The organism is Pelagerythrobacter rhizovicinus (assembly GCF_004135625.1).
Lineage (GTDB): Bacteria > Pseudomonadota > Alphaproteobacteria > Sphingomonadales > Sphingomonadaceae > Pelagerythrobacter > Pelagerythrobacter rhizovicinus.
Genome location: NZ_SDPV01000001.1, coordinates 1,321,160 through 1,343,595 on the forward strand (window position 1 = coordinate 1,321,160; position 22,436 = coordinate 1,343,595).

18 protein-coding genes are annotated in these 22,436 nt (G+C 61.8%); 8 read left to right on the forward strand and 10 right to left on the reverse strand.

Annotated elements, in window-relative coordinates; translation table 11 throughout:
* Position 1 precedes the first annotated feature (1 nt).
* The 3 genes from ETX26_RS06375 to ETX26_RS06385 all read right to left on the reverse strand — a co-directional run bounded on the left by ETX26_RS06375 (position 2) and on the right by ETX26_RS06385 (position 2,583).
* Positions 2–988, reverse strand: coding sequence for a FecR family protein (locus ETX26_RS06375; protein ID WP_165271704.1), 987 nt, complete (start codon positions 986–988; stop codon positions 2–4).
* Positions 989–1,004: 16 nt separating this feature from the next.
* Entirely contained in the window at positions 1,005–1,484 is a 480-nt protein-coding gene (locus ETX26_RS06380) for an RNA polymerase sigma factor (RefSeq protein ID WP_225425610.1), read from the reverse strand.
* Between the two features lie 235 nt (positions 1,485–1,719).
* A complete protein-coding gene (locus ETX26_RS06385) occupies positions 1,720–2,583 on the reverse strand; it encodes a TnsA endonuclease N-terminal domain-containing protein (protein ID WP_129523794.1) in 864 nt (287 codons plus the stop codon).
* Positions 2,584–3,246: 663 nt separating this feature from the next.
* Between ETX26_RS06385 and ETX26_RS06390 the strand changes: the two genes are divergently transcribed.
* The 4 genes from ETX26_RS06390 to ETX26_RS06405 all read left to right on the forward strand — a co-directional run bounded on the left by ETX26_RS06390 (position 3,247) and on the right by ETX26_RS06405 (position 10,139).
* A complete protein-coding gene (locus ETX26_RS06390; RefSeq protein ID WP_129523795.1) occupies positions 3,247–5,625 on the forward strand; it encodes a TonB-dependent receptor in 2,379 nt (792 codons plus the stop codon).
* Between the two features lie 31 nt (positions 5,626–5,656).
* Complete coding sequence (locus tag ETX26_RS06395) at positions 5,657–7,312, forward strand: alkaline phosphatase D family protein (protein ID WP_129523796.1); 1,656 nt, start codon at positions 5,657–5,659, stop codon at positions 7,310–7,312.
* A gap of 933 nt (positions 7,313–8,245) precedes the next feature.
* The gene (locus tag ETX26_RS06400; RefSeq protein WP_129523797.1) at positions 8,246–9,031 is read left to right on the forward strand and encodes an alpha/beta fold hydrolase; all 786 of its coding nucleotides are present in this window, start codon (positions 8,246–8,248) and stop codon (positions 9,029–9,031) included.
* 19 nt (positions 9,032–9,050) lie between these two features.
* Positions 9,051–10,139 carry a PAS domain-containing sensor histidine kinase gene (locus ETX26_RS06405; RefSeq protein WP_263853369.1) on the forward strand — a complete coding sequence of 363 codons (1,089 nt, stop codon included), beginning with the start codon at positions 9,051–9,053 and terminating at the stop codon, positions 10,137–10,139.
* 150 nt (positions 10,140–10,289) lie between these two features.
* Here ETX26_RS06405 and ETX26_RS06410 read toward each other — a convergent pair whose 3' ends face one another.
* A complete protein-coding gene (locus ETX26_RS06410; RefSeq protein WP_129523799.1) occupies positions 10,290–10,499 on the reverse strand; it encodes a DUF378 domain-containing protein in 210 nt (69 codons plus the stop codon).
* Between the two features lie 162 nt (positions 10,500–10,661).
* On the opposite strand from ETX26_RS06410, the gene ETX26_RS06415 reads away from it, so the two are divergent.
* Entirely contained in the window at positions 10,662–11,972 is a 1,311-nt protein-coding gene (locus ETX26_RS06415) for a cation:proton antiporter (RefSeq protein WP_129523800.1), read from the forward strand.
* Positions 11,973–12,072: 100 nt separating this feature from the next.
* On the opposite strand, the gene ETX26_RS06420 is transcribed toward ETX26_RS06415, so the two are convergent.
* The 6 genes from ETX26_RS06420 to ETX26_RS06445 all read right to left on the reverse strand — a co-directional run bounded on the left by ETX26_RS06420 (position 12,073) and on the right by ETX26_RS06445 (position 19,656).
* On the reverse strand, positions 12,073–12,447 hold the full coding sequence (locus ETX26_RS06420; protein ID WP_165271705.1) for a DUF1772 domain-containing protein: 375 nt from the start codon (positions 12,445–12,447) through the stop codon (positions 12,073–12,075).
* Between the two features lie 100 nt (positions 12,448–12,547).
* Positions 12,548–12,907 (reverse strand): response regulator, encoded by a 360-nt coding sequence (locus ETX26_RS06425; protein ID WP_165271706.1) that lies wholly within the window; start codon positions 12,905–12,907, stop codon positions 12,548–12,550.
* 1 nt (position 12,908) lies between these two features.
* Positions 12,909–15,308, reverse strand: a complete 2,400-nt coding sequence (locus ETX26_RS06430) for a PAS domain S-box protein (RefSeq protein WP_165271707.1) — start codon at positions 15,306–15,308, stop codon at positions 12,909–12,911.
* An 832-nt stretch (positions 15,309–16,140) separates the two neighbouring features.
* The gene (locus tag ETX26_RS06435) at positions 16,141–17,577 is read right to left on the reverse strand and encodes a DUF2254 domain-containing protein (RefSeq protein WP_165271708.1); all 1,437 of its coding nucleotides are present in this window, start codon (positions 17,575–17,577) and stop codon (positions 16,141–16,143) included.
* A 415-nt stretch (positions 17,578–17,992) separates the two neighbouring features.
* Positions 17,993–18,502, reverse strand: coding sequence for a hypothetical protein (locus tag ETX26_RS06440; protein WP_129523805.1), 510 nt, complete (start codon positions 18,500–18,502; stop codon positions 17,993–17,995).
* Between the two features lie 14 nt (positions 18,503–18,516).
* A complete protein-coding gene (locus ETX26_RS06445) occupies positions 18,517–19,656 on the reverse strand; it encodes a zinc-dependent alcohol dehydrogenase (RefSeq protein ID WP_225425617.1) in 1,140 nt (379 codons plus the stop codon).
* A gap of 485 nt (positions 19,657–20,141) precedes the next feature.
* Here ETX26_RS06445 and ETX26_RS06450 point away from each other — a divergent pair, with 485 nt between their 5' ends.
* From ETX26_RS06450 to ETX26_RS06460, 3 genes are all read left to right on the forward strand, one after another.
* Positions 20,142–21,035, forward strand: coding sequence for a manganese catalase family protein (locus ETX26_RS06450; protein WP_129523807.1), 894 nt, complete (start codon positions 20,142–20,144; stop codon positions 21,033–21,035).
* 2 nt (positions 21,036–21,037) lie between these two features.
* On the forward strand, positions 21,038–21,343 hold the full coding sequence (locus tag ETX26_RS06455; protein WP_225425520.1) for a DUF2061 domain-containing protein: 306 nt from the start codon (positions 21,038–21,040) through the stop codon (positions 21,341–21,343).
* 481 nt (positions 21,344–21,824) lie between these two features.
* Positions 21,825–22,319, forward strand: coding sequence for a ferritin-like domain-containing protein (locus tag ETX26_RS06460; protein WP_129523808.1), 495 nt, complete (start codon positions 21,825–21,827; stop codon positions 22,317–22,319).
* Positions 22,320–22,436: the final 117 nt, after the last annotated feature.

Consider the following 22,436-nt stretch of genomic DNA (forward strand, 5'->3'; position numbering starts at 1 on the left):
ATCAAGGCTCGATCAGATATCGATCGTCCAATCGGACGAGACGGAGTCCGCATATCCTCGCCAGGCTATTGGCAAAGCGCTCCGTATCGGCGACGCGAAACACGCCGCTTACTTGACACTGCTCAGTGCTGACGGAGGGATCGAGCGTTATCGGTTTTCGCCCGTAGCGGTTCATTTCGCGCACCGCAGCGACCGCGGACATATCCTGCAGAATCAATCTCCCGTCGCGCCAAGCCGTCACAGCTGGAAGCGAGGGCTTATCGACCGTGGCGGAGCCGGTCACACCAAGCCGCACTCTTTGACCGGGCGCCATGATGAAGCTCGCCTGACCCGATTTCTGGGGATCCACGAGGACGCTGCCGGAGAGGAGCGTGACCTCCATTACATCCTGCCAGTCACGAACGACAAATTTCGTCCCCAGCGCTGTCACCCTGCCCAGACGGGTCTGCACGACAAACGGACGATCTGGATCTTTGCTTACTTCGAATAGCGCCTCGCCGCGATCGAGCATGATCAACCGCTCGCTCCCCGTAAACCGCGCGGACAGTCGCGAATTCGTGTTCAGCGTCACACGCGAGGCATCCGGGAGGGAAGCAACTTGCCGGCCCCCGACCGGTGTCTCGAAAATCGTCGGACTGGTGATCCGGAGATGCCAGGCAAACACGAGCATCAATGTAGCGACCGCAGCCGCGATGCCAGCAGCAACCGGCCAGGTGCGCGCTCTCGTCAATCCCGATCCGGCGCGGCCGCCCTCACCACCCCTCTGAGGATCCGCAGCTCGAGCAGCTGCAACGCCCGAACTGTAGAAGGATAGCGCGGCAACGTGCTCGAGGTCGGACCACAGCGCCTCCATCTCGGCCAACGCTGCGGCGTTGGCCGGCCGCTCGCCACGCCAGCTGGCCAGCCCGCAATGTCCTTCTGGACTGCGCGCGTCATCGCCCAGGCGCGCAAACCAGACGGCCGCTTCGGCTTCAGCTCTTCCGGTCAAGGGAGGCCAACATTCATCAGAAGTTCCGCATCCAGGACGAGAGTGACACCATAGCTTTGGCAAACCGCTTCTCGACCGCACTCACACTGAGGCCTTCTCGCAGCGCAATCTCCCGCATCGACAGCCCCTCGATGCGCCGCGCCTTGACGATCGAGCGGGTTATGGGGTCGAGCCGCTCAAACCCCATGGCGAGATACTCGAGCCGACTTCGTCCGATCGCGACCCGCTCCGGGTCGGGCAAATCATCGACGAGGGGCAGGTCCTCCACCGGCTCCGAAACAAGATCCAAACGCTCCGCGCGCCGGCCGGCGTCGATCGACAGATTGACTGCCGTTCGCACCAAAAACCCTTCCTCTCTCGCGACATCGTTTTCTTTACTGTACTGCAAAAGGCGAAGAAACGCCTCCTGAACGAGCTCCTCAGCCTCGGAATCGGATAGACCCCTCTTCTTCAAAATCGTACCAAGACGCGGCGCGAATCTCTTGAAGAGGGACATCTGAGTCACTGGCCCGACTCATTAGACATGGCTCGTGCCCTGCCAGCCGGGCATGACAAAGCGATTTCATTCACCCCTCGCAGACTTTCACAGAACGCACGGAACCCCGGGTACTCACTTCCAAGGACGTTCCCTCACGCCAAAACCACACATGAAAATTCAACTTCGAGGTCGCAGTTCGGAGCCGCTCCGCCAGGAAAACGACGAATACGCGCACCCGCGCCGGCAGGTGCTGTCAGACTCGTGACAACTTTCTCCGAAAGACGTCACACGCGGCGCGCTGACCGCGGTCGGCAACCACCGCCCACACTTGGCGGCCTTCGCCCACAGGACGCTTTTCCTCGTTACCGCGATAATTCTTGCGCTGACCGCGGCCGCCGACCTCCTCGTAATCAGGTATCCGCGCCTTCGGCTTGGCCTGCATCTCGAGATAGGTCTGGATCAATCGGTCGGTCCAGAGGTCTCCTTCGCCGGCTTCAGGATGCTCGGTGCCGAGCAATAATTCGATATTGACCTTGCGAACCTTGCATGCGTCCTCATCGGTCACGAGATACCAGCCGCAGTTCTTCTCCGCCCAGTACCGCCTCTCGACCTCCAATCTGTCGATTGTATTGGTCACTTGGGTATTCGTCTTACCTGGCCTCTCCTTCACGGAGCGGCGAAGGGCGGAGACCGGCTTCGCGGCGACCGCACGGCGCACAAGCGGTTCGTCTGGCCCGAAACGGAAGTCGACGACGAAATCGCTGGTCATGGGCAGGAGACCGCCATCACCGCTCAATTTGGGATGGTTGATGCCCATCTCGTCGGCAATCCGCTTGGTAACATCGCGTTCGAGAGGAAATTGCTCGCGGATCTCAACCACGTTGGGATGCCACATCAAATCCTGGAAGACTGCAGTTTCCAGATCCGACATCATATGCGCTTCGCGGTCCCTGTATTTCACCCGAGAGACGCGACCGATCGAAGTGAAGTCGTGGATCAGGAGGAAGGGTTTGTATTCACCCTCGAGCGAGCCGCGCTTCTCGGCTTTCAGCTTTCGTGTGACTTGCTTTTCAGTCGTGATCCGCGCCCGCTTCGGATTTGGCACCTGCATCTCCATTCGTGTCGCAGCACTGAGCCTGGAGCTCACGCGCGCAATCGAGCGGCAGGACTAAGAGCCGATTCCTTACAGAACGTTGATGTTGGTGCTTTGATCGAGTGCGGAAGTGTAAGCTTTAAGTCGGACCATTCCCAAGGCGAATGACTTTGTAGGCAAGCTGCCTCTGGGCTGATTGGAACCACCATAGCGCCCCTCACCCGACCTCGTCTGATGATCGAACCGCCAACGATATACATTGGAGATGAGCCGCTTCGCGCCGCCGTACTCGATCGTCGGAGACTGGGCTTCAATTGCCCCGAGAGCGGACATCAGTTGCTGAAGCTGGAACGGCCGCAAAGTTCGACAAAGCCGACGTTCGCGGCGCTTCGCCTGAGCGTCGAAACCGGCCGCTCATTCACGCGGCTAGGTATGGCACCTTCTGGGCCGTGAGCTGACGGCAGCTTTCAGCAGCGAAAAGCGGGATTGCTGCCCTTCGTGGCGTGCGGGTAGCTGTGTCAGCTCACGACTCCAAGTGCGTAGAAAATTGCTGCGCGGACAGGTTTCCTCACCGTGTCGTCCCGCCCGATGCTGACCGGCGGTTTCATCGTGCCGCAATCGAACAGCCTCTTGAGCGTCACATATCGCGCATAGCTGCGCCCCCGAGCCTCAGGATCGGGAGCCACTATGAACGTTCGTTACGCAAGTGCACGCCTTCTTCTCGCCTCTACGGCGCTGGTCGCCTGCCCTGCCTTGGCGCAGGACGCGACCGACACGATGGACCTCGAAGGCACCGGACAGTCGGGCAACGAGATCGTCGTCACCGCGCAGAAATTCGAACAGCGTGCGCAGGATGTGCCGATCACCATTTCCGCGCTGAGCGGCGAGCGGATCGAGGAGCTGGGGGTCTCCGATCTCGACGAACTTTCGAACTACGTCCCCGGTCTGAACGTCCAGGAGCAGAGTGCGAACAACCCGGGCATCGTGATCCGCGGCGTGACGTCGGACTCCGGTTCGGCGCAGCAGGGGCCGCGCGTCACACTCTACTACAACGGCGTCGACATCTCGCGCTCGCGTGGGAGCTATCAGTCGATCTACGATCTTGACCGTATCGAGGTCATCAAGGGGCCGCAGGCCACCCTGTTCGGCACAGCTTCCGCCGTGGGCGCGATCAGCATCGTGCCTGCAAGGCCCGAGCCGGGCGTTTCGGCCGAACTGAGCGGTGCGTACGGCAATTTCGACTACACCAAGCTGTCGGGCTTCGTGAACGCGGGCAACGACAAGGTGGCTGGCCGCATCGCTTTCGAATGGAAGAAGCGCGATGGCTATGTCGAAAACCTCAACCCTTCGCAGGAAGAGGCGCTGTATGCGCTCGACAACCTGGGGCTGCGCGCTTCGCTGCGCCTGACCCCGAACGACGATCTGACGATCGACCTGGTCGGCACCTTCGATCGCCAGCGCAATGGCGGAACGCCGTTCATTTCCGGTACCTTGCCGACGGAAGCGGGGCCGGCCGATCCTTTTGACCCGGCCAACCTGGGCGGATCGCCCCTGTCCGCCGAAGTGCTGGGCAAGGACCAGCTCGGGCTCGACCGCGAAATCTATGACCTGAACCTTACTGCCGAATACGCGATCGCCGACGATTGGACCTTCACCACGGTCAACGGCTACCGGGAGTTCGACAGCCTCGAGACCTTCGATGCCGACGGGTCGGCCGCCTGGTTCCTGGAATTCGCCGAGATCGCCAAGGGCTGGCAGTTCAGCCACGAGGGTCGCTTCGCCTACTCGGGCACGAATCTGCGTGGCTCCTTCGGCTGGAACTACTTCACCGAGGACGGCCGGCAGACCGTGCCTTTCTCCGGCGAGGAAGGGACGTTCCTGCAGTGCCTGACCCGCGCGGTGCCGAATGTGCCCTGCGTGGCGGCGGACGGCAGCGTGCCCGCATCGCAGGTCCTGGCGGCCCTGACCGGAGGCGCGTTGACGCAGCTTCCCTATCGGTCGGTTTACGAAAACCAGGGGCAGAACGATAGCTATTCGGTGTTCGCAGATGGAACCTGGCTGGCGACCGACAGACTGGAACTTACCGCCGGCGTCCGCCTGCTGTGGGAAGACCGCCAGTCGGGCTATTCCGCCACTGCGCCGGCCCCGGTGCTGATCGGCCTGCTCCCGGCAGAGATGCGCCAGGCACTGCTGGCGGCGCTGCCGAGCCTCGCTTACTCGCTGATCCCCGGCCAGACCGATACGGGCGGGCAGCCCTATACCGCGCAGGACGACTTCTTCGACGTGCTGCCGCGCTTCAACGTGCTTTATCGCGCCACCGACGATGTGAACCTCTACGCGACCGTGTCGAAGGGCCGCCGCTCGGCCGTCGTGCAGCTGGGCGCTACGCGGGATAGCCAAGGAAACGCGGTACCTGACTACCAGCTCGTGCCGGAAGAGGTGGTGTGGAACTACGAAGCCGGCGTGAAGGTCAGCAGCGGGCCGGTCTCCGCTTCACTCGGCGCCTATTACCTCGACTATTCGGGCTTCCAGGTCAGCGTGCTGCAGGACGATGGCTCGAGCCGCACCGAAAGCGCCGGCTCGGCCGCCAATCTCGGCCTGGAGGCGGAGCTGGCGGTGCAGGCCACGCCGTGGCTGAGCCTGTTCGCCAATGGCGCCTACATCGACGCCAAGGTGGACGAAGATAGCGCCCTGACGCCGGCCTATTCCGGCGCGCGCTTCCGTCTGCAGCCGAAATGGCAGGGGGCGGCCGGCTTCACCGTGGATGCGCCGGTCGGCAACGGGATGCGCTTCTTCGCGACGCCCAGCATCACCCACCGAAGCCGCATCTATTTCGAGATGCCCAACAGCGAGCTGCTCTCGCAGGATGCGGTCACTCTGCTCAATGCGCGCGCGGGGCTCAGCTTCGCCGAGGACCGGTTCGAGATCGCCGGCTTCATCCGCAACGCGACTGACGAGGACTACTTGCTCGATGCGGGCAACACCGGCGGCGCTTTCGGCATTCCGACCTTCATCCCAGCAGAGCCGCGCTTCTACGGCGTGGAACTGACCGGTCGGTTCTTCTGAGGTGGAACGGACGAGCAGAAGGAGAACCGAAATGCCGATGAATCGCCGCGGCGCGCTTGCGCTGCTGGGCTCCGGGGGCGCGTTGGGCCTCCCCGGGATCGCCATCGCGCAACAGCCGCCCCGGGAGGTCCGCTTCGCCCACGGTGTCGCCAGCGGCGACCCGGCGGCGGACGGCGCGGTGATCTGGACGCGGGCTACGGCCGAGGAGGGCTATGGCGGCGACATTCCCCTCGCCTGGCGCGTCTCTACTTCCCCCCACGGCGCTCCGATCGCCTCGGGTGAGGTCGCTGCACGCGCTTCCGCCGATCACACCGCCAAGGTGGAAGTGACCGGCCTTGAGCCGGGGCGCGACTACTTTTACCGTTTCGAAGGCCCTGGCGGCGCGCGCTCTCAGCCAGGCCGCTTCCGCACCCTGCCCACGGGCGTGGTGGACGAACTGGTGCTCGCGGTCGCCTCTTGCCAGCTCTATCCCGGCGGCCTGTTCAACGCCTATGCCGACATGGCCGCCCTGCCGCGCCTGGACGCCGTGGTGCACCTGGGCGATTACATCTACGAATATGGCCAGACGGGCTATGGCGCGGAGATCGGCCGCCGGCTCGGCCGGCTGCCCGATCCGCCGCACGAGATCGTCACGCTCGCCGATTACCGCCGCCGCCACGCGCAGATGAAGTCCGACCCGGACCTGCAGGCCGCCCATGCCCGCGCAGCCTTCATTTGCGTGTGGGACGATCACGAAGTCACCAACGACGGATGGATCGGCGGGGCGGAGAACCACCAGCCGGAAAGCGAGGGCGACTGGGCCGGGCGCAAGGCGGTGGCGATGCAGGCCTACTTCGAATGGATGCCGATCCGCGATCCCGATCCGCTGCGCGCGCGTGAGGCGATCTTCCGCAACTTCGAATTCGGCGACCTCGCCACTCTGGCGATGGTCGAGACCCGGCTGCTGGCGCGCGACCGGCAGGCGGCCCCCAAGGGCGAACTGCCGGCGGCGAAACGCGTCGCGGCGCTGCTGGCCGAGCGCGAGCGGCCCGAACGCGAATTGCTCGGGCGCGGGCAGAGCGAATGGCTGGAAGGGGTGCTGGGCGCCTCCGTGTGGGCCGGCAAGCCGTGGCAGCTGCTCGGCAACCAGGTGGTGATGGCGCGGGTTGCCGGGCCGGATCTTGAAGCGAGCCTCGGCGCCGAGGCATATGCCGAGATGCGCGCGCAGATGCCCGAGCAATATCGCGCACAGATCGACACCGCGCTGGCTGGATACCGCGCGGGCGTTCCGTTCAATCTCGATAGCTGGGACGGCTATCCGCACGCGCGCGAGCGGCTTTACGAACTGTTCGCCCGGGCCGGATCACGGCCGCTGGTGCTGTCCGGCGACAGCCATGCCGCCTGGAGCAACAATCTGCACGATCGCTCGGGCCGGCTGGCGGGCGTCGAGGTCGGCTGCACGGCAATCTCGAGCCCGTCCTACGGCTCGATCCTGCCGGGCCTGGGCCGCTTCCTCGCCGCGGCCAACGACGAAGTCATCTACTGCGACCAGGACAACAAGGGTTATGCGCTGGTCACGCTGACGCCTGAGCAGGCGCGGGTGGAGCATGTCGCCGTTTCGACGATTTTCGCCAAACCGTTCGAGCGGCGCGTAACCGCCACATTCCGCACCCGTCCCGATGGCCCGCTGCAAGCGCTAGAGAGCTGAGTTCGGGGCACGTCGGCGCTCTGACCAGCGCTCGATCTAGGAACCTGCGCAGCGGCCTCGGCAACTCAAACGGATCAAGGCTTGAGCCAGACTATTGGAAGCAAGAAGCATTTCGGCTTCAGCTGGCTGGCCAAGTTGCACGGAACTCCAAGTGCACTCTAACCGGTATGATGCGACCGAACGAAGTGAAGAGCATGATGCCGACAAAACCGCCGTTCCGCAGCTCACTCTAAATTCCCGATAGCGGCCGTTTGTTCATGCACCGACACCCCATCCGCTTCTCGTTGTGCCCGCATACCCACACGCCTGGGTCAGAGGCAGAGTTGGCATGAAACGCCTCTGCTCCTCGAGATGATCGAAGCGCGATCGTCAGCCTCAAGCGACCTCTTCCGCGGCGACTGATGGAGGCACGCCCCGGCTGCCGTCGTTCCCTGCAACGATTCCCATCCTTCATTCAGTAATGCGCGCCATGGTCAGTCTCGTCGCGCTCAGTGTTCGCGCGGCTTGCTGGCGTCGAGGCGCTGGATTTCGAAGAGATTGGCGTATTCACCGGCCGTGGTGAGCCTGAAGCCTCGCAACCGAGTGAAGCAGCGCGTTGATCTCGGTGACAGTCGGCAGGGCACTGATGCTGCCCCGCTCCGGTTCGCGTAACTTCCGCTCGGCCTCGTCGTGCTGTGGCCTGAGTTGGGCGATCTGATTGTTGAGCCCCGTCCATGGCCGCCGAGCCGTTCGTCTGCTCGTGGCAGAGGCAGCTCGGAGCACCCGTTTTGGTTCCATCGCGCGGACGACGCACTCGAGCTGACTTCGTTGGAAGCAAGGGGCGCTTTGATGGACGCCAAGCGCGCAACCGAACATTGCTGGCGGTGTCTGGCTGGATGCTCCCCGGGGGCAACGCGGCTAGGACGAAGTGGCCCTCTGTGCTAGCGACCGGGCATGGTCTTGCAGCGCAACAATGTGAATGTCTTTGGGAACGGCGTGCGCACGATGATGTTCGCGCATGGTTTCGGCTGCGATCAGCACATGTGGGATCCAGTTGCACGGAACTTCGCGGACGATTTCCGCGTCGTCCTATTCGATCAGGTGGGCTCCGGGCGCTCCGACCTGACGTCCTATGACTCTGCCAAGTATTCTACTCTGGACGGATACGCCGACGACATTGTGGAGATCGGAGAGGCGCTCGGACTGACCGACGCGGTCTTTGTTGGTCACTCCGTAAGTGCCATGATCGGCGCGCTGGCGACACGGAAGGCGCCTGGCCTGTTTTCCGACCTTGTTATGGTCGGCCCATCGCCGCGCTACATTGACGACGAAGGCTATGTCGGCGGTTTTTCCAGGGCGCAGATCGATGAGCTTCTCGACTTTCTTGCCGACAATCACCTCGGCTGGTCCGCAGCCATGGCGCCCGCGATCATGGGCAATGCCGATCGACCAGAACTTGGCGAGGCACTAACCAACAGCTTCTGCAACACGGACCCGGACATTGCGCGGGAATTCGCCCGAGTTACGTTCCTTTCCGACAATCGCGCCGACCTGCCTGGGATCACGGCGCGAACGCTAATCCTCCAATGCCGCGAGGACATCATCGCTCCGCCGTGCGTGGGCGAATATGTTCACGCTCAAGTTCCAAACAGTCGTTTTGTTCTGCTCGACGCCACCGGCCACTGCCCGAACCTGAGCGCCCCCGATGAAGTCACCGCAGCAATCCGCGCCTTTGTCTGAGTCAGTGCCAACAGAGGATTTGGCAGATCTCTACGAGAACGCGCCGTGCGGGTACCTGTCGCTTTCGCCCCATGGCAGGATCGTCAAGGTAAATACAACGCTGGCGAACTGGCTCGATACACCCGCCGAGCGGCTTCTGAATCGTACGATACACGAGTTGCTTAGCGTCGGAGGCCGGATAGCGTACGAGACGCATCTCGCACCCTTGCTGCGGATGCAGGGCTTCGTGTTCGAGATCGCGCTCGACCTCGTGCAGCGCGACGGAAGAAAGGTGCCGGTTCTGGCGAACGCCACAGAACGTCGGGACGATAGCGGTCATCACATCTTTACGCGCTTGACTCTTTTCAAGGCCGTCGACCGGCGCACTTACGAGCGCAGCTTGCTCGAAGCGCGGATCAGGGCCGAAACAGTCGCGAAGGCGGAGCAGGAGACGGCCGCGCTGCGCGAGCAATTCATAGCGGTGCTCGGGCATGACCTTCGCAACCCTCTGGCGGCGCTGGCCGCGGGCGTTCGCATGCTCACCGAACGCGAAGCATTAAGCGAGCGCGGGATCAGAGTGGCGAAGGAGATGGGATCGACTGTCGCGCGTGCCTCAGCGCTGGTCGACAATCTGCTCGATTTCGCTCGTGGGAGGCTTGGCGAGGGGCTTACGCTGTCCCGCGAAAGCGAAGTGCCTATCGAACCCATCCTGGAGCAGGTCGTAGCAGAAATCCAGGCCGTCCACCCCGAACGCGCGATTATCACGGAGTTTGCAATCGAGGGCCCGATCGCTTGCGACCCGGCGAGGATCGGCCAACTGGCCGCGAATCTCCTGTCCAATGCCGTCACCCACGGCGCCGCCGACGCTCCGATCAGGGTCCAGGCCTTCACCAAGGACGCTCACTTCGTGTTCTCTGTCGCCAACGGGGGCGACCCGATACCGCTCGCGGCGCGCGAACGACTTTTTCAGCCGTTCGCAAGGGGCGATGTGCGCAAAAGCCAGAACGGCCTTGGACTCGGCCTCTTCATCGTAAGCGAAATTGCAAGGGCGCACGGCGGGACGGTGGGCGTAAAGTCCTCGGATGAAGAGACGCGCTTCACCTTCACCATGCCCCTGGAACACGAGTAATCCGTGTTGAGAAGCTACCATCCAGCGGGAAACGGCTGGGCTACCGCGCCCAAGCGGCAACGAACGTAAGAACCGCGCGTGAGTGCACCCTAGTAGACCGCGTCCGGGCCGTTCACCAGCCGCCGGTATGACCAGCTCTCGCCAAGGCCCTTACGCGTGAGCGCGAGCTTCATCGCCGCGAAAGAGCGGAACAAGCTGCCACAACGCTGAGAGGCCTACCAGCACGTACACAATTCGAGAGAGCATCGACATCTCTCCGAACAGCGCCGCCACGAGATTGAATTCGAAGAGGCCCACAAGCCCCCAGTTAAGTCCGCCTACGATGACCAGGATCAAAGTAACGATATTCAGAACGCGCATGAGATATTCCCTTCTCTACGGCAACGCATCCGAAGCCCACGATGTTCCCCTCCGGCGGTATTTCATCGTGATACCCCCATCCGCTGGTAACGCCGGGAAGGAAAGACTGTATCGGCCGAGGGCCGGACAGGAACTCCGGGCGAGCTTTGCTGTTGCAAATGGATGCCCACTCTCCCGCCGCCGGAATCCTATATATTGTGGCTCACGGGAGCAGGCGTACTGATAGCACTGGTCGCGTGGCTGCCGCTTGCGTTGCGGCGCTTACCGCTTTCGTTGCCCATCATCTGCATAGCGATCGGTGGGGTGATCTTCTCCATTCCGGCGATCTCACTGCAGCCACTTCCGATGGCCTATCCTACGATTAGCGAACGGTTCACTGAATTCGTCGTCATCATCGCGTTGATGGGCGCGGGTCTGAAGCTCGACAGGACGTTCGAATGGCGACGCTGGAGTGTCACCTGGCGGCTGCTTGCCATCACGATGCCGCTTAGCATCGCGGCAATCACCTTGATCGGCGGCTGGGGACTTGGCCTCACGTGGGTGGCGGCGCTGCTCCTCGGGGCGAGCCTGGCACCGACCGATCCGGTGCTCGCGGCGGATGTGCAGGTCGGACCACCAAGATCGGGCGAGGAAGACGAGGTGCGCTTCGGCCTGACATCGGAAGCTGGCCTGAACGACGGCCTCGCATTCCCGTTCGTCAATCTGGCCATCGTGCTGGGCTTGGCTGCCACCATGGGTGAACCCTGGGCCCGGGAGTGGGTGCTACACAGCGTCCTATGGGAAGTCGGCGTCGGTGTCGCGGGCGGCTGGTTGATCGGCAAACTGTTCGGCTGGCTTACCTTCCGCGTACCGGCAGAGACCAAGCTCGCGAGAACGGGCGATGGTCTGATCGCGATCGCTGCAACTTTCGTATCATATGGCGTAACGGAAATTCTGAACTGCTATGGCTTTCTCGCTGTATTCGTGACGGCGTTAACGTTGCGGCGATCCCATCGAGACCACGAGTTCAATTACCAGATGCACGCGATCACCGAGCAGCTGGAGCGCATAGCCATGATGGTGCTGCTGGTCCTGTTCGGCGGAGCCCTGATCGACGGACTGCTGCAACCGCTCCGCTGGCAGGATTGGCTTGCCGCCGTTGCAGTCATCCTCTTGGTGCGCCCCGCCGCCGGAATGATCGCAATGACCGGCTTTAGGGCCGACCTGTCGGAGAAATTGACCCTTTCTTTCTTTGGCATCCGCGGCGTTGGATCATTCTACTACGTCGCTTACGCGCTCAATCATGGCGACTTTGCGGACGGGGAGCGACTCTGGGCGATCGTGGGACTGGTCGCGCTGCTCTCCATCCTGCTTCACGGCTTGACGGTTACGCCTATGATGCGGGCGCTTGATCGCCAGCATGCCCGCGACCCGGATGCGCCGGAGAGGCCCCCGCCTGGTCTGCAAGGGCCCGCCGCAGGGGCTCCGGATTAGAACGCGGAAGTACGTTCACGCAGAAACATTGGTGGCAAAGTGGCGGGTATCGATGGTGTCAGGACAAGCTTGATGACGGAAGAAGGGTGGGACACGGACGTTAGCTGGTCGCCGCGAAGCCCCACAGAAAAAGCACCGTCGACGCCGCGCGCAGCGCGCTCCTCACGTTGTGTAGTCTTCCCCACTGGATGAGCATCACACGGCTCTCCGCACCAGCTTCACATTCCTGCATTGCCATCAAGTACTTGTTGACCAGCGCGATGGCTAACAGGGTGAGCGGCCAGTTCGCCAACATCACGACGCCCCCAGCAAGCCACCGCCAATCCCAAGAGACATAGCAAGCCACGAGGCCTGCCAGCCCAGGGACGATCCCGATGCCAGACTGCAGAGGAAGTGCCCGTTTGTAGCTTGGCTGCCACTGAGCGTGGAAGGCCGGTTTGCTACGTGAGCGATTGTGCTCGGCGGCTGAGCGCAAGCGCAGCGCATCAGCACTGCCGTATGTTGAAGATGTTCAGCGGCCGTCCCGCGGAACGTTTCCTATCACCTCGTCCGCTTGCCACCGGCGAAGCTGCAGATCACACGCGGCTACTGGCAACGGTTAATGCAGATGCCAGGTCTTCAGGACTGTAGGGTTTCGTTAGCGTCGGCACTAACTTCAGCCCCTCCGGATGCTCAGCGTTCCCATTGCCGGTCGCAAAGATGAACGGCACGCCCAAGCTGCTCAGTTTATCGGCCACACCATAGCTTCGTTCGCCCCGGATATTAACGTCCAGGACCGCGACATCCGGGCTATCGATTTCGAGTGAGCGGAACGCATCCTCGATGGAAGTCGTAAGCCGTACGTCTTCAAAGCCAAGATCGAGGAGCATGTCCTCCAGCGTGAACGCGACAATGGGCTCATCTTCAAGTATCAGAACCGAGGTTAGCTCCCTCACCTCATGCCTCCGGCAATGGAGCATCGATCACGCAGCGAACACCGCTTGATGCAAATTCGAGTACAACTTCGCCGCGAAGCTCGGCCGCCAACCCACGTTCGATCATGCGCGTGCCGAATCCCTTCTTCGTCGGTACGGCAACCGGCGGTCCTCCGAGCTCGATCCACTCGAGATGAAGGCGCGGCCCGTCCTCGCCCCGGGTTACACGCCACACGACTGAAACGGTTCCAGCATCATGGGAGAGCGCGCCGTATTTGATAGCATTGGTGCTGAGTTCGTGGATTGCCATAGCGAGGGAAACCGCTGTTTGAGGAGAAAGGACCATCTGAGGCCCTCCGCACGTGACTTGCGATGAAGCTGCTCCAGCGGTTGCACGCACTGAGCTTGAGATGATGTCCAACAGCGATGCTCTTTCCCAACCCGCGCTTGTTAGAAGATTATGGGCTGCGGCGAGTGCACTCAACCGAGCATTGAACGCCGCCCGCGCAACATCGGCCGAGACGTCCCCCTTGAAGGACTGTTGCGCCAGTCCCTGCACAATCGCGAGAGTGTTCTTCACCCGGTGATTGAGCTCGTTGATCAATAGTTGCTGCTGCTTTTCCGCCTTGCGCCGCTGCTCGATCTCAAGCTGGGCGTCACGATAGAGACGCGCATTATCGATGGCGATTGCCGCTTGGGCCGCGACGCCCAGCATCAAAGTCTCATGGCGTTCGTTGAATCGGCCAGGCTCGGGATGACCGAAGAACAGCCCGCCGATGATCTCACCCGAGCGTGAGGCCACTGGGACGGCGAGGTAGCTGCGGACCGGCAGGTGCCCCTCGGGCATTCCCCAGTGCGGCGCACTCTTGCCGTAGCGCGGGTCAGCAAGGATATCGTCGGACCGAATGATACCCTCGCCGTCGAAGGTCGGTTTGAACACGGCCGTCGCACGCGGCGTTCCGAAGCGCTCGAACTGAGAACGGTTAGCGCCGGACAACGTGTAGAGCATGAAGGCCTCTCCGGCTTCATTGAGCACGTTGTAGAAAAAGGCGCCGAACTGTGCGCCGGTCAGCTCGACGCCTGCATCTGTGACCGTCTGCACCACACGCTCCAAGTCAAGTTCAGCCGCGACCGTCGCTCCCGTGCGGTTCAGGGTCTCCAGGATGCGCTTCTGTTCGTGCAGCGCCTCGTCACGGGCTTTCTCCTCGGCGATGTTGCGAGCTTCGATCACCGTGCCGACCGGGCTTCCTTCTTCATCGAGAAGCGGACTCGCGGTGAACCCGACCGGATAGAAGGAGCCGTCCGGCGCGACGAATAACTCCTCACCGCTCATCTGCGCGCGAGCCGGGAAGGCCCGGTCGATAGGACACTCCTCGATCGGGTAGGGGGAGCCGTCCGGCTTCTTGTGGTGAATCAGCTCGTGCAGCGGCCGCCCATGCAGGTCCTCGGCGCGGTAGCCGGTCAGCGCTTCTGCTGCGGCATTTGCATAGACGCAATGCTGTTGATGATCCATCAGGAACACAGCTTCGCGTGTGTTGTTCAGGATCGCATCCAGCTTCCGGGATGTTTCCTGAAGCGCGGTTTCAGTCCGGCGGCGTTCCTCGATATCGAGCAACACACCAGGGAAGCTCAGTGGCGTACCGTCGCTCGCCTTGTCGACACGCCCGTTCGCCTCGATCCAGTAATATCTCCCATCCATCCGACGCACCCGGTACTGGTGAGCATAAGGCCCACCTTTTGCGATCGCCTCCTCGACTGCGGCGACCAGGGCGGGCTTATCGTCGGGGTGAACGGTGGCGATCATCTCCTCCAAACCGAGACCGCTGCGGCCACGCTCCGGATCGATGCCAAAGGCGTTTGCGAACTGCTCGTCCACGGCGAAACGATCGGCAGGAATGTCATAGAACCACGTCCCGATGATCGCGCCAGCGTCCAACGCTAGCCTCACTCGTTCGGCATCGGCCTGAGCACGAGCTTCGCTTTCCCTGAGGCTCCGTTCCGCAACGATCTGAGCTGTAATCTCTTGGCACACGCAGAAGAATCCATCGACATCGCCGGAGTCGCCGCGCACGGGGGTGTAGGAGAAGGTGAAGTGGGCCTCCTCGCGAAAGCCCTTGCGGTCTACCCAGAGCTCGATGTCATCCATCTGCACGGGATCACCCCGGTAAGCCTTATCGACGATCGGGACGAGATCGCCGCGTATCTCCTGCCATACCTTCAGAAAATCCTGCCCCAGCGCCGCCGGGTGCTTGGATGCGAGAATCTCGGCGTAAGCGTCGTTGTATAGAAGGCATCGATCCCCTCCCCAAGCCAGGAACATGGCTTGGCTTGATCCTAGCATCACCGCGACCAGCGTCTTGAGTGCCTCCGGCCAGGTCTCCGGCGACCCAAGCGGCGTCGACGTCCAGTCGCGCGCACGCATGAGGGCACCGGCTTGTCCGCCGCCTGTCAGGACGGATGATGTAAGGCCTCTGCCCCTTCTGGCAGACGTATTTCCGCGATCAATCATCGTAGGACTACCGGGCACCGGCTGCTCCCGCAGCAGGCGAACGCCAGAGGCGCCGAGCCGGCGCTCGCCGGCCTCTCCAAAGGCTCCCATGAACTGGGAACGGATATGCCCCGGGAACCATCCTCATCTAGAGCGCAGCTGAACCAGGATCGGATACTTCGTTCGACCGGTCACAGTCGCATTCGTGCCTGTAGTGACTTGCACAGGCGCGCATTTGGTCGGGTGCTCGGTCGACTGCATAGTCATTCTTCTCCAGCTGTTAATCCCGACGGAGCGTAACGGTTAGCCGACTGCCGCGTTCCATTCCGTCGACAGCATTCGGCCCGCGTGATCTATGAAAGGGCTAGCGGTCTACAACAACCGCATCAACCGGCCGAGCAGACGGCTGCACCCATTCAATGCCAAGACCTCACAAACCCGTGCAACGCGGGAGCCATCCACAGAAGACACTCGACGTTGCTCGCAGCTTGTTGCGAGAGACGGGCAGTCGTACCCGTTCAAACGGGGGGTATAATTCTCATTTTGAATACGGCATTCGCTCCGGTTCGACAGCCAGAGCTCGGATTGCAAAAAGCACGGGGAGGGCCTCTCTTTTCGAGCGGACGGCCATACAGTTCGCGCTATAGGCACTGTTGGGCCGAACTGCTCAGCTAAATTCTCTATCGACCGAGCCGCTCCTTGCTTCTGTTCTTCGTTCTCATGCCCAAGCGGTGCTCAAGCGGATCGGAAATGCGAGTTTTCCGTTCTACATAGGGGCATCTTGCCGGGGGCTGCCGCTTCGAGCCAGAGGGGCCTCGGATAAAGCCTGCGCTGCCTTCCTGAAACGCCGCTCGATGTCGTGAATATCCGCGCGTTGGCAGGTCTCCCTGCGCCCGGTTTCCAAGATCAGTCTGGCGTGACGAACAAGGGCGTCACGCTGCTCCTGAGTTCGAATGTGTTCCGCGATCTCTCCGATCGCCTCGAGCATATGAGTGAGCACGGCCGGCTTCTGGCACCCCGCTTGGCGAATCTGGTTGAACGCCATGTCAGCCGCTCCGGCGTAGGTGGGGACTCGCCGTACCACGCGCGGCTCCCCGCCCGCATCGCACACGATGGGCGTCGGCATACTGCGGTTTGCCAGACGAGAAAGGCCGCCCCGGAGCCGATCAATAACAGCGAGGGCCGTAAAGGGGTCGTTGATCCCCGGCGATAAAGCGCGAACTGCAACTTCCACGAGAAGGCGAATTGCATATTCCAGGTCCTGCGTGGGCGTTCGTTCCTGTCCGCTGACGATGAACCGCTCAATCTCCCTGCGGGCCCAATCCGGCTCGATGCTAGCGGGATAAACAAGCACCTTGCGATCTCCCTCCACCACGAAATCCCCAGGGCGAAAGTTCAACTTTACTGTAAGATCGTGCTCTGCGGCCCATCTCGCGAGATCTTCGAACTCCACTGCCTGAACATAGCCCTCTCTGGGCAGCTGAACACGCACGGCATCTGTCTCGAAGTCGCGCTCGACTCCGGGAGGAATCGGAGCGTGCTCGGACTGATTGAGTGGTGTGAGACTTTCAACTGCATCGTCGAGCTCCTTCCTCACCCGCCGCACGACCTCGTCCGCAACCATCAGGCGAGACAGTCCCTGGATGAAGGCAAGCAGTCCAAGAACGGCTCCCAGGGAAAACAAGCTGCCAACCGCCACCGAGATGTGTGGGACCGTCTGCGATTCCATCCGGTGGCTGACTGAGCTCAGCACAATTAGCAGATAGACGATCGTCATGACAAAGATGCCCAGCGTGACTTGCGTGCTCGTGGCGCTCCGGAATGTGCGGATCAGCCTGGGGCCATACGAGTTCGCCGCCAGCGACAGCGCCACGACCGTCACGGAAAAGACAATGCTGGCCATAGCGATGACGGAGGTGAGCAGAGTCGAAAGGAGATTGCTTACATCCTGGCCATCGCCCCCGCTTAGCCACCAGCTCGGCGGGCCGTCCTGCGGGCCTGCAACTTTGTCGACGTTGAGCATTGCAATGGCGAGAAGCACGCCCAGTGCGAACATGCCGCTGGGAAGCAGCCACAGACCTGTGCGTACCGCGTCCCACTTGGCCCTCAGATGGTTCTGTGTCCCACTCATCTCAAGGTCCAATTGTGCCCGTGATCGTGCCACCGTCTGGGACGAGCTATGGCAGAGCACCACGGCCAGCATCCGCCGACGAGCGCAGAATACCCCACGTTCAAGCATTCCTCCATGGATTCACGAAACATCTCCAGGGTCGTCGCGGCGCGTCCCACATGATCTATGCCCGTAGCCTTTGAGCCAGTGGAGCATCGCCGCCGGAATGGCTGCGAACGCCCGCTTGGCTTGGACGGGCCAGCAGAGCCGGCCCTGCCTGCACAGGGGATGACACGGCAGGGAGCATCGGCGTGCCCGGGCCATTGCTCGCGCTTCCAATCCCATGCATTAGCAGGAGCTCCTTGCCGGTACCTTCAGCGACGGATTGCAATCTTCTACTCCAAAGCCGGACCGCACCTGCACTTGGCGATCGTCCGCAACTTGCGCGATTGTCGATGCTCCGCTGCCCGAGGCTCGGCGTTCAGGTTCAACCAACGCGCACCGGATCTTACCGCGCGCGCCGCCATCTCAGCAGCGTGACCACGCCCGCGCCGAGGGCCGCGACCACGACTGCCTTGGTCGCGAAGCCCTTCTTGTTGTGCTGCCATTCCGATCGGGCGCCCATCTCGGCCGGAATGTTCAGCAACCTGCCGCGGGCGAGATCCTGCGCAATCCCTTCAACCACGTTCACTCGGTCCGCGCCCATCAGCAGCAGCCAGTGCAGCCAGTTGGACTCGCTCCAGCGAAATGCAGCGCGGCGGATCATCCCGCTTACGCCGCTCGGGGGTACGCTGGTGCCATAGACTGCCGGGGTGTGCGCGAACTCTATGGACTGAAGTATCTCCATGCCGGAATCCTGTTGTTGCGGCCGCTTCCAATCGACCGACAGACCGTCCTCCTTGCTGCGGTCGCGTAAAGGATAGGTCGGGTCGTTCTGTGGATCGGCGTCGACGCCCCAGCCGAGGATCTTGCTGGCGTCGGCGGGAGTCCTCGTGTTTGTCCTCTGCAACTTGTTCATGGCGCGATCCTTCATCAGGCGTTCGATGGGACCAGCACGGGCTTGATGCACCCGTCGAGCTTGGCCGCGAAGATGTGGTAAGCGTCCGCGATATGCTCGAGCGGCACCCTGTGCGTGATCAGGGCTTTGGGATTGATACGCCCTTCCTTCACGTGCTCGATCATCTTGGGAAGCAAACGGGGAACCGCGGCTTGGTTTGCGCGGATCGTGATTCCCTTGTTCACGACATTGCCGATCGGCACCACGTTACCAGTGGGGCCGTAGACCCCCACAATGGAGACGATCCCGCCTTTCTTGACCGAGTTGATCGCCCAGTGAAGCGCGATGGCGTTGCCGGCTTGCAGCTTTAGCTTGTTGCCCAGCAGGGTTTGAAGGAAGTTGCCCTTGGCGTCCCCGCCCACCGCATCGATCGCAACGTCGACACCGAGTCCGTCCGTGGCGTGCTTGATGAAGGTGACCACGTCGTCGAGCGCTTCGTAGTTGTAGACTTCGGCAGGTCCGTAGTCCCTCACGAACTCAAGCCGGTATTCGAACCGGTCGATCACGATCACGCGGCCCGCGCCAAATAGCCAGGCACACCGCGCGGCCATTATGCCCACGGGCCCGGCGCCGAACACGACGACGGTATCTCCCTTTTGTATCCCGCCCATCTCGGCCGCCTGGTAGCCTGTCGGGACCACGTCGGTCAGAAGGACGGCATCGTCTACGTCCATCCAATCCGGAATAAGAGTCGGCCCCACGTCGGCATAGGGCACGCGAACATACTCGGCCTGCCCGCCGTTGTAGCCGCCTGCCGTGTGAGAATAGCCGTAGATGCCGCCTACGGCCGTCGCGTGGGGATTGGCCTCGTGACAGTTGCCGAAGAGGCCCTGCTTGCAGAAATGACATTGGCCGCAGGCAATATTGAACGGCACGATCACGTGGTCGCCCACGTTCAGGTTCTCTACGCCGGAACCAACCTCCTCCACAATCCCCGTGAACTCGTGACCAAAGGTCGAGCCCACGCGAGTGTCAGGTACCATGCCGTGGTAGAGATGAAGGTCGGATCCGCAGATGCACGAGCGGGTGACTCGAACGATGGCATCGCGGGGATGCTCGATCCGCGGCATGGGCTTCTCATCGACACGGATCCGGTATGGTCCCCGGTAGTCCATCGCTAGCACTGAGCTTCTCCTATCGGACGACACTGTGCTGAGCATACGTCAGCCACTGCTGTCCGTTCCGGCGGACGAGCACACGAATGCACTCACACTGGTTAGGTTTCCTCAACGAACAAGCATCCTTCGCCGGGCATGCTGGCTCACGGACCCGTAGCTACCGACCCTCACCCTTGCGTGACCACAATCTAGCGAAAGAGTATTTTACGCCTTCCGCGTCGTCGATGGAACCTGTTGGCCAGGCGACCGCGGACGGACTCCGAGGCCGATGCCGATGAAAAACGTACGGCAGTTCGCAACTCCCGTAGCCCAGTTCGGGAGCAGGAATTTTTTCGAGAGCGGGGAACTGACGCTTGCCGTTGCCGTTTCATAAGCTTCTCAAAGTTCAGCAAGTTAACGAATGCGATCCACCACCGAAAGCGATTGGCTTTCGGGCGCGGACTCATCTGTTCGCTTGAAGACTGGCGAGCGGAGAACCCCCTATGTTCATGCACAACAAACGCCTGCAGTACACGGTTCGCGTCGAAGGCCCGGATCCCGTCCTGGCTTCGTTCCTGCTGGAGCAGTTTGGCGGGCCCGATGGTGAGCTTGCCGCTGCCATGCGGTACTTCACCCAAGGCTTGGGTGAAGTGGATCCGGGCCGCAAGGACATGCTGCTCGATATTGCCACGGAGGAGCTCAGCCACCTTGAAGTGATCGGGTCGATTGTCGCTATGCTCAACAAGGGCGTCAAGGCTCGGCTGAGTGAGGGCGCGATGGAAGAAGCGGAGATGTATCTCGCCCTGAATCAGGGCGGCAACAGTCACACGCAATCGATTCTCTACGGCGGCGGACCCTCGCTCACCAATTCAAGCGGCGTGCCGTGGACTGCAGCCTATATCGACTCACGAGGTGATCCGACATGCGATCTGCGGTCGAACATCGCAGCGGAAAGCCGCGCCAAGATTATCTACGAAAGGCTGATCAACGCCACCGACGACCCGGGCATCAAGGACGCGCTGGGCTTCTTGATGACCCGCGAAATCGCGCATCAGAAGTCCTTCGAGAAGGCGCTGTACGCGATCGACGACAATTTCCCTCCCGGCAAGCTCCCCGGGCAAGACGAATTCACGAACCTCTATGTGAACGGCTCGCAAGGTGACGGAGACATGGACGGCCCTTGGAACTCGGGCGAGATGTGGGACCGCGATGACGGTCCTACCCCCGCCCTAGACGGTGGAGATGGAACGGCCAGCGTCAAGCTAGCGAGCGACGACAGCAAGATTGTCAAGGCTCTGGCGGAGCGCACCCTGTCCGATCCAGGCGTCGATGCGGTCACTGGCGCAGACTTGGGTGCGGGACCAGGCGCGGGCCGCACTACGCCGGTCGAGGACTGACCGTGCGCGGCTGCCACGGGTTCAGCGCCGATCTACTGAACCTCAAGACTGCGAGCTATGCCCTTATGCATCTCATAGTGGCAGTCATGGTTGCCTATGCGCTCACTTGGGACTGGCGAAAGGCTCTGGCGATCGGACTCATCGAACCCTTCGTACAGACGTTCGCGTTCGCGGTTCACGATCGCTACTGGCGCCGCCGGGAACACGGTAGTCCGATATCGATCAACGCCGTCGCTGTGTATCCGCGCGCGCCTGTAAACTTCCCGGTGCGCAACAATGATAAGGAGGAACTGCTGTGTTCAAACTAGCCGCTCTCGGAGCACTCGGCTATGCCGGATACCGCTACTACCAGAGGAAGAGGCGCGCCGTGGAAGACCGTGCCAGTCGAGAGGCGGCTGTCGCTGGCGGACCACTCAGCGAGAATGCCGCATTCCGGCACTCTGCTGACGGGCTTCCCGCCTGACAAGACCCGAACCGATCTGGTCGGTCGAGGATTGTTGAGCTCAATTGGATTGTCGCAAACCCGACGGATCGTAGCCGAACGCAGGTGCAGGAAGTGCGCAGCCAAGTCCGTAGCGCTGTGGCTGCCAACCCGGCGCCCTCCACAAGAAAAGCGAAATCTGCTCCCGTTGCACTTCTTTGAAGAGGCGGGGCCCGGGTTGCCCGCATCAGTCGTTTCCTTTCGCGCCCGGCGCGGCTCTCATGTGCGACAGCGGCGTCTAGGTGAGAAAGTGCCGCTACTATTCCGGCGGTCGAGCGTTGTTGGCTCATCTGCAAGGAGATTTTCCAATGAATGAATTCCGCGATACATCCGCTAGCCCCGCCAACGGGGCTGAAAACCGCACAGCGAGCGACGTCACCGTGCTGAATACGTTGATCGCAACTCTGCTGGACAGCATCGAGGGTTATCAGAAATCCGCCGAGAACGTCGAGAACCCCCGCTTTGCCGAGCTGTTCAACGAACGCGCGCAGGAACGCCAGCAAGTCGTCACCAGTCTGCAAGCCGCCGTAGCGGAAGCGGGCGGCACTCCCGAGGACGATGCCTCAACCCTCGGCTCTATGCACCGCGTGTTTGTCGACCTGAAGTCGGCGGTCACTGGAACTGACGACAAAGCTATCGTCAACGAGGTCGAGCGGGGCGAAGACTACCTCAAGGAAAAGTTCGAAACAGCCATGCGCAACACCGACCTTTCAGCGCGAGCTCAAGCGGCGGTGAACGAAGCCTGGACCTCCGTCAAAGCCGGCCACGATCAAATGAGCCAGCTGAAGCACGGTATTGCATAAGAGTGCATGAGCCGGCGGGCCTTCACTGCGGGCCGGCTCAGCATTTTGGCACGACAGAGTCTTCTGGCTGGTATTAGCCGAACTGCGCGCGACAAGGGCGAGGTTGACACCTCGGCT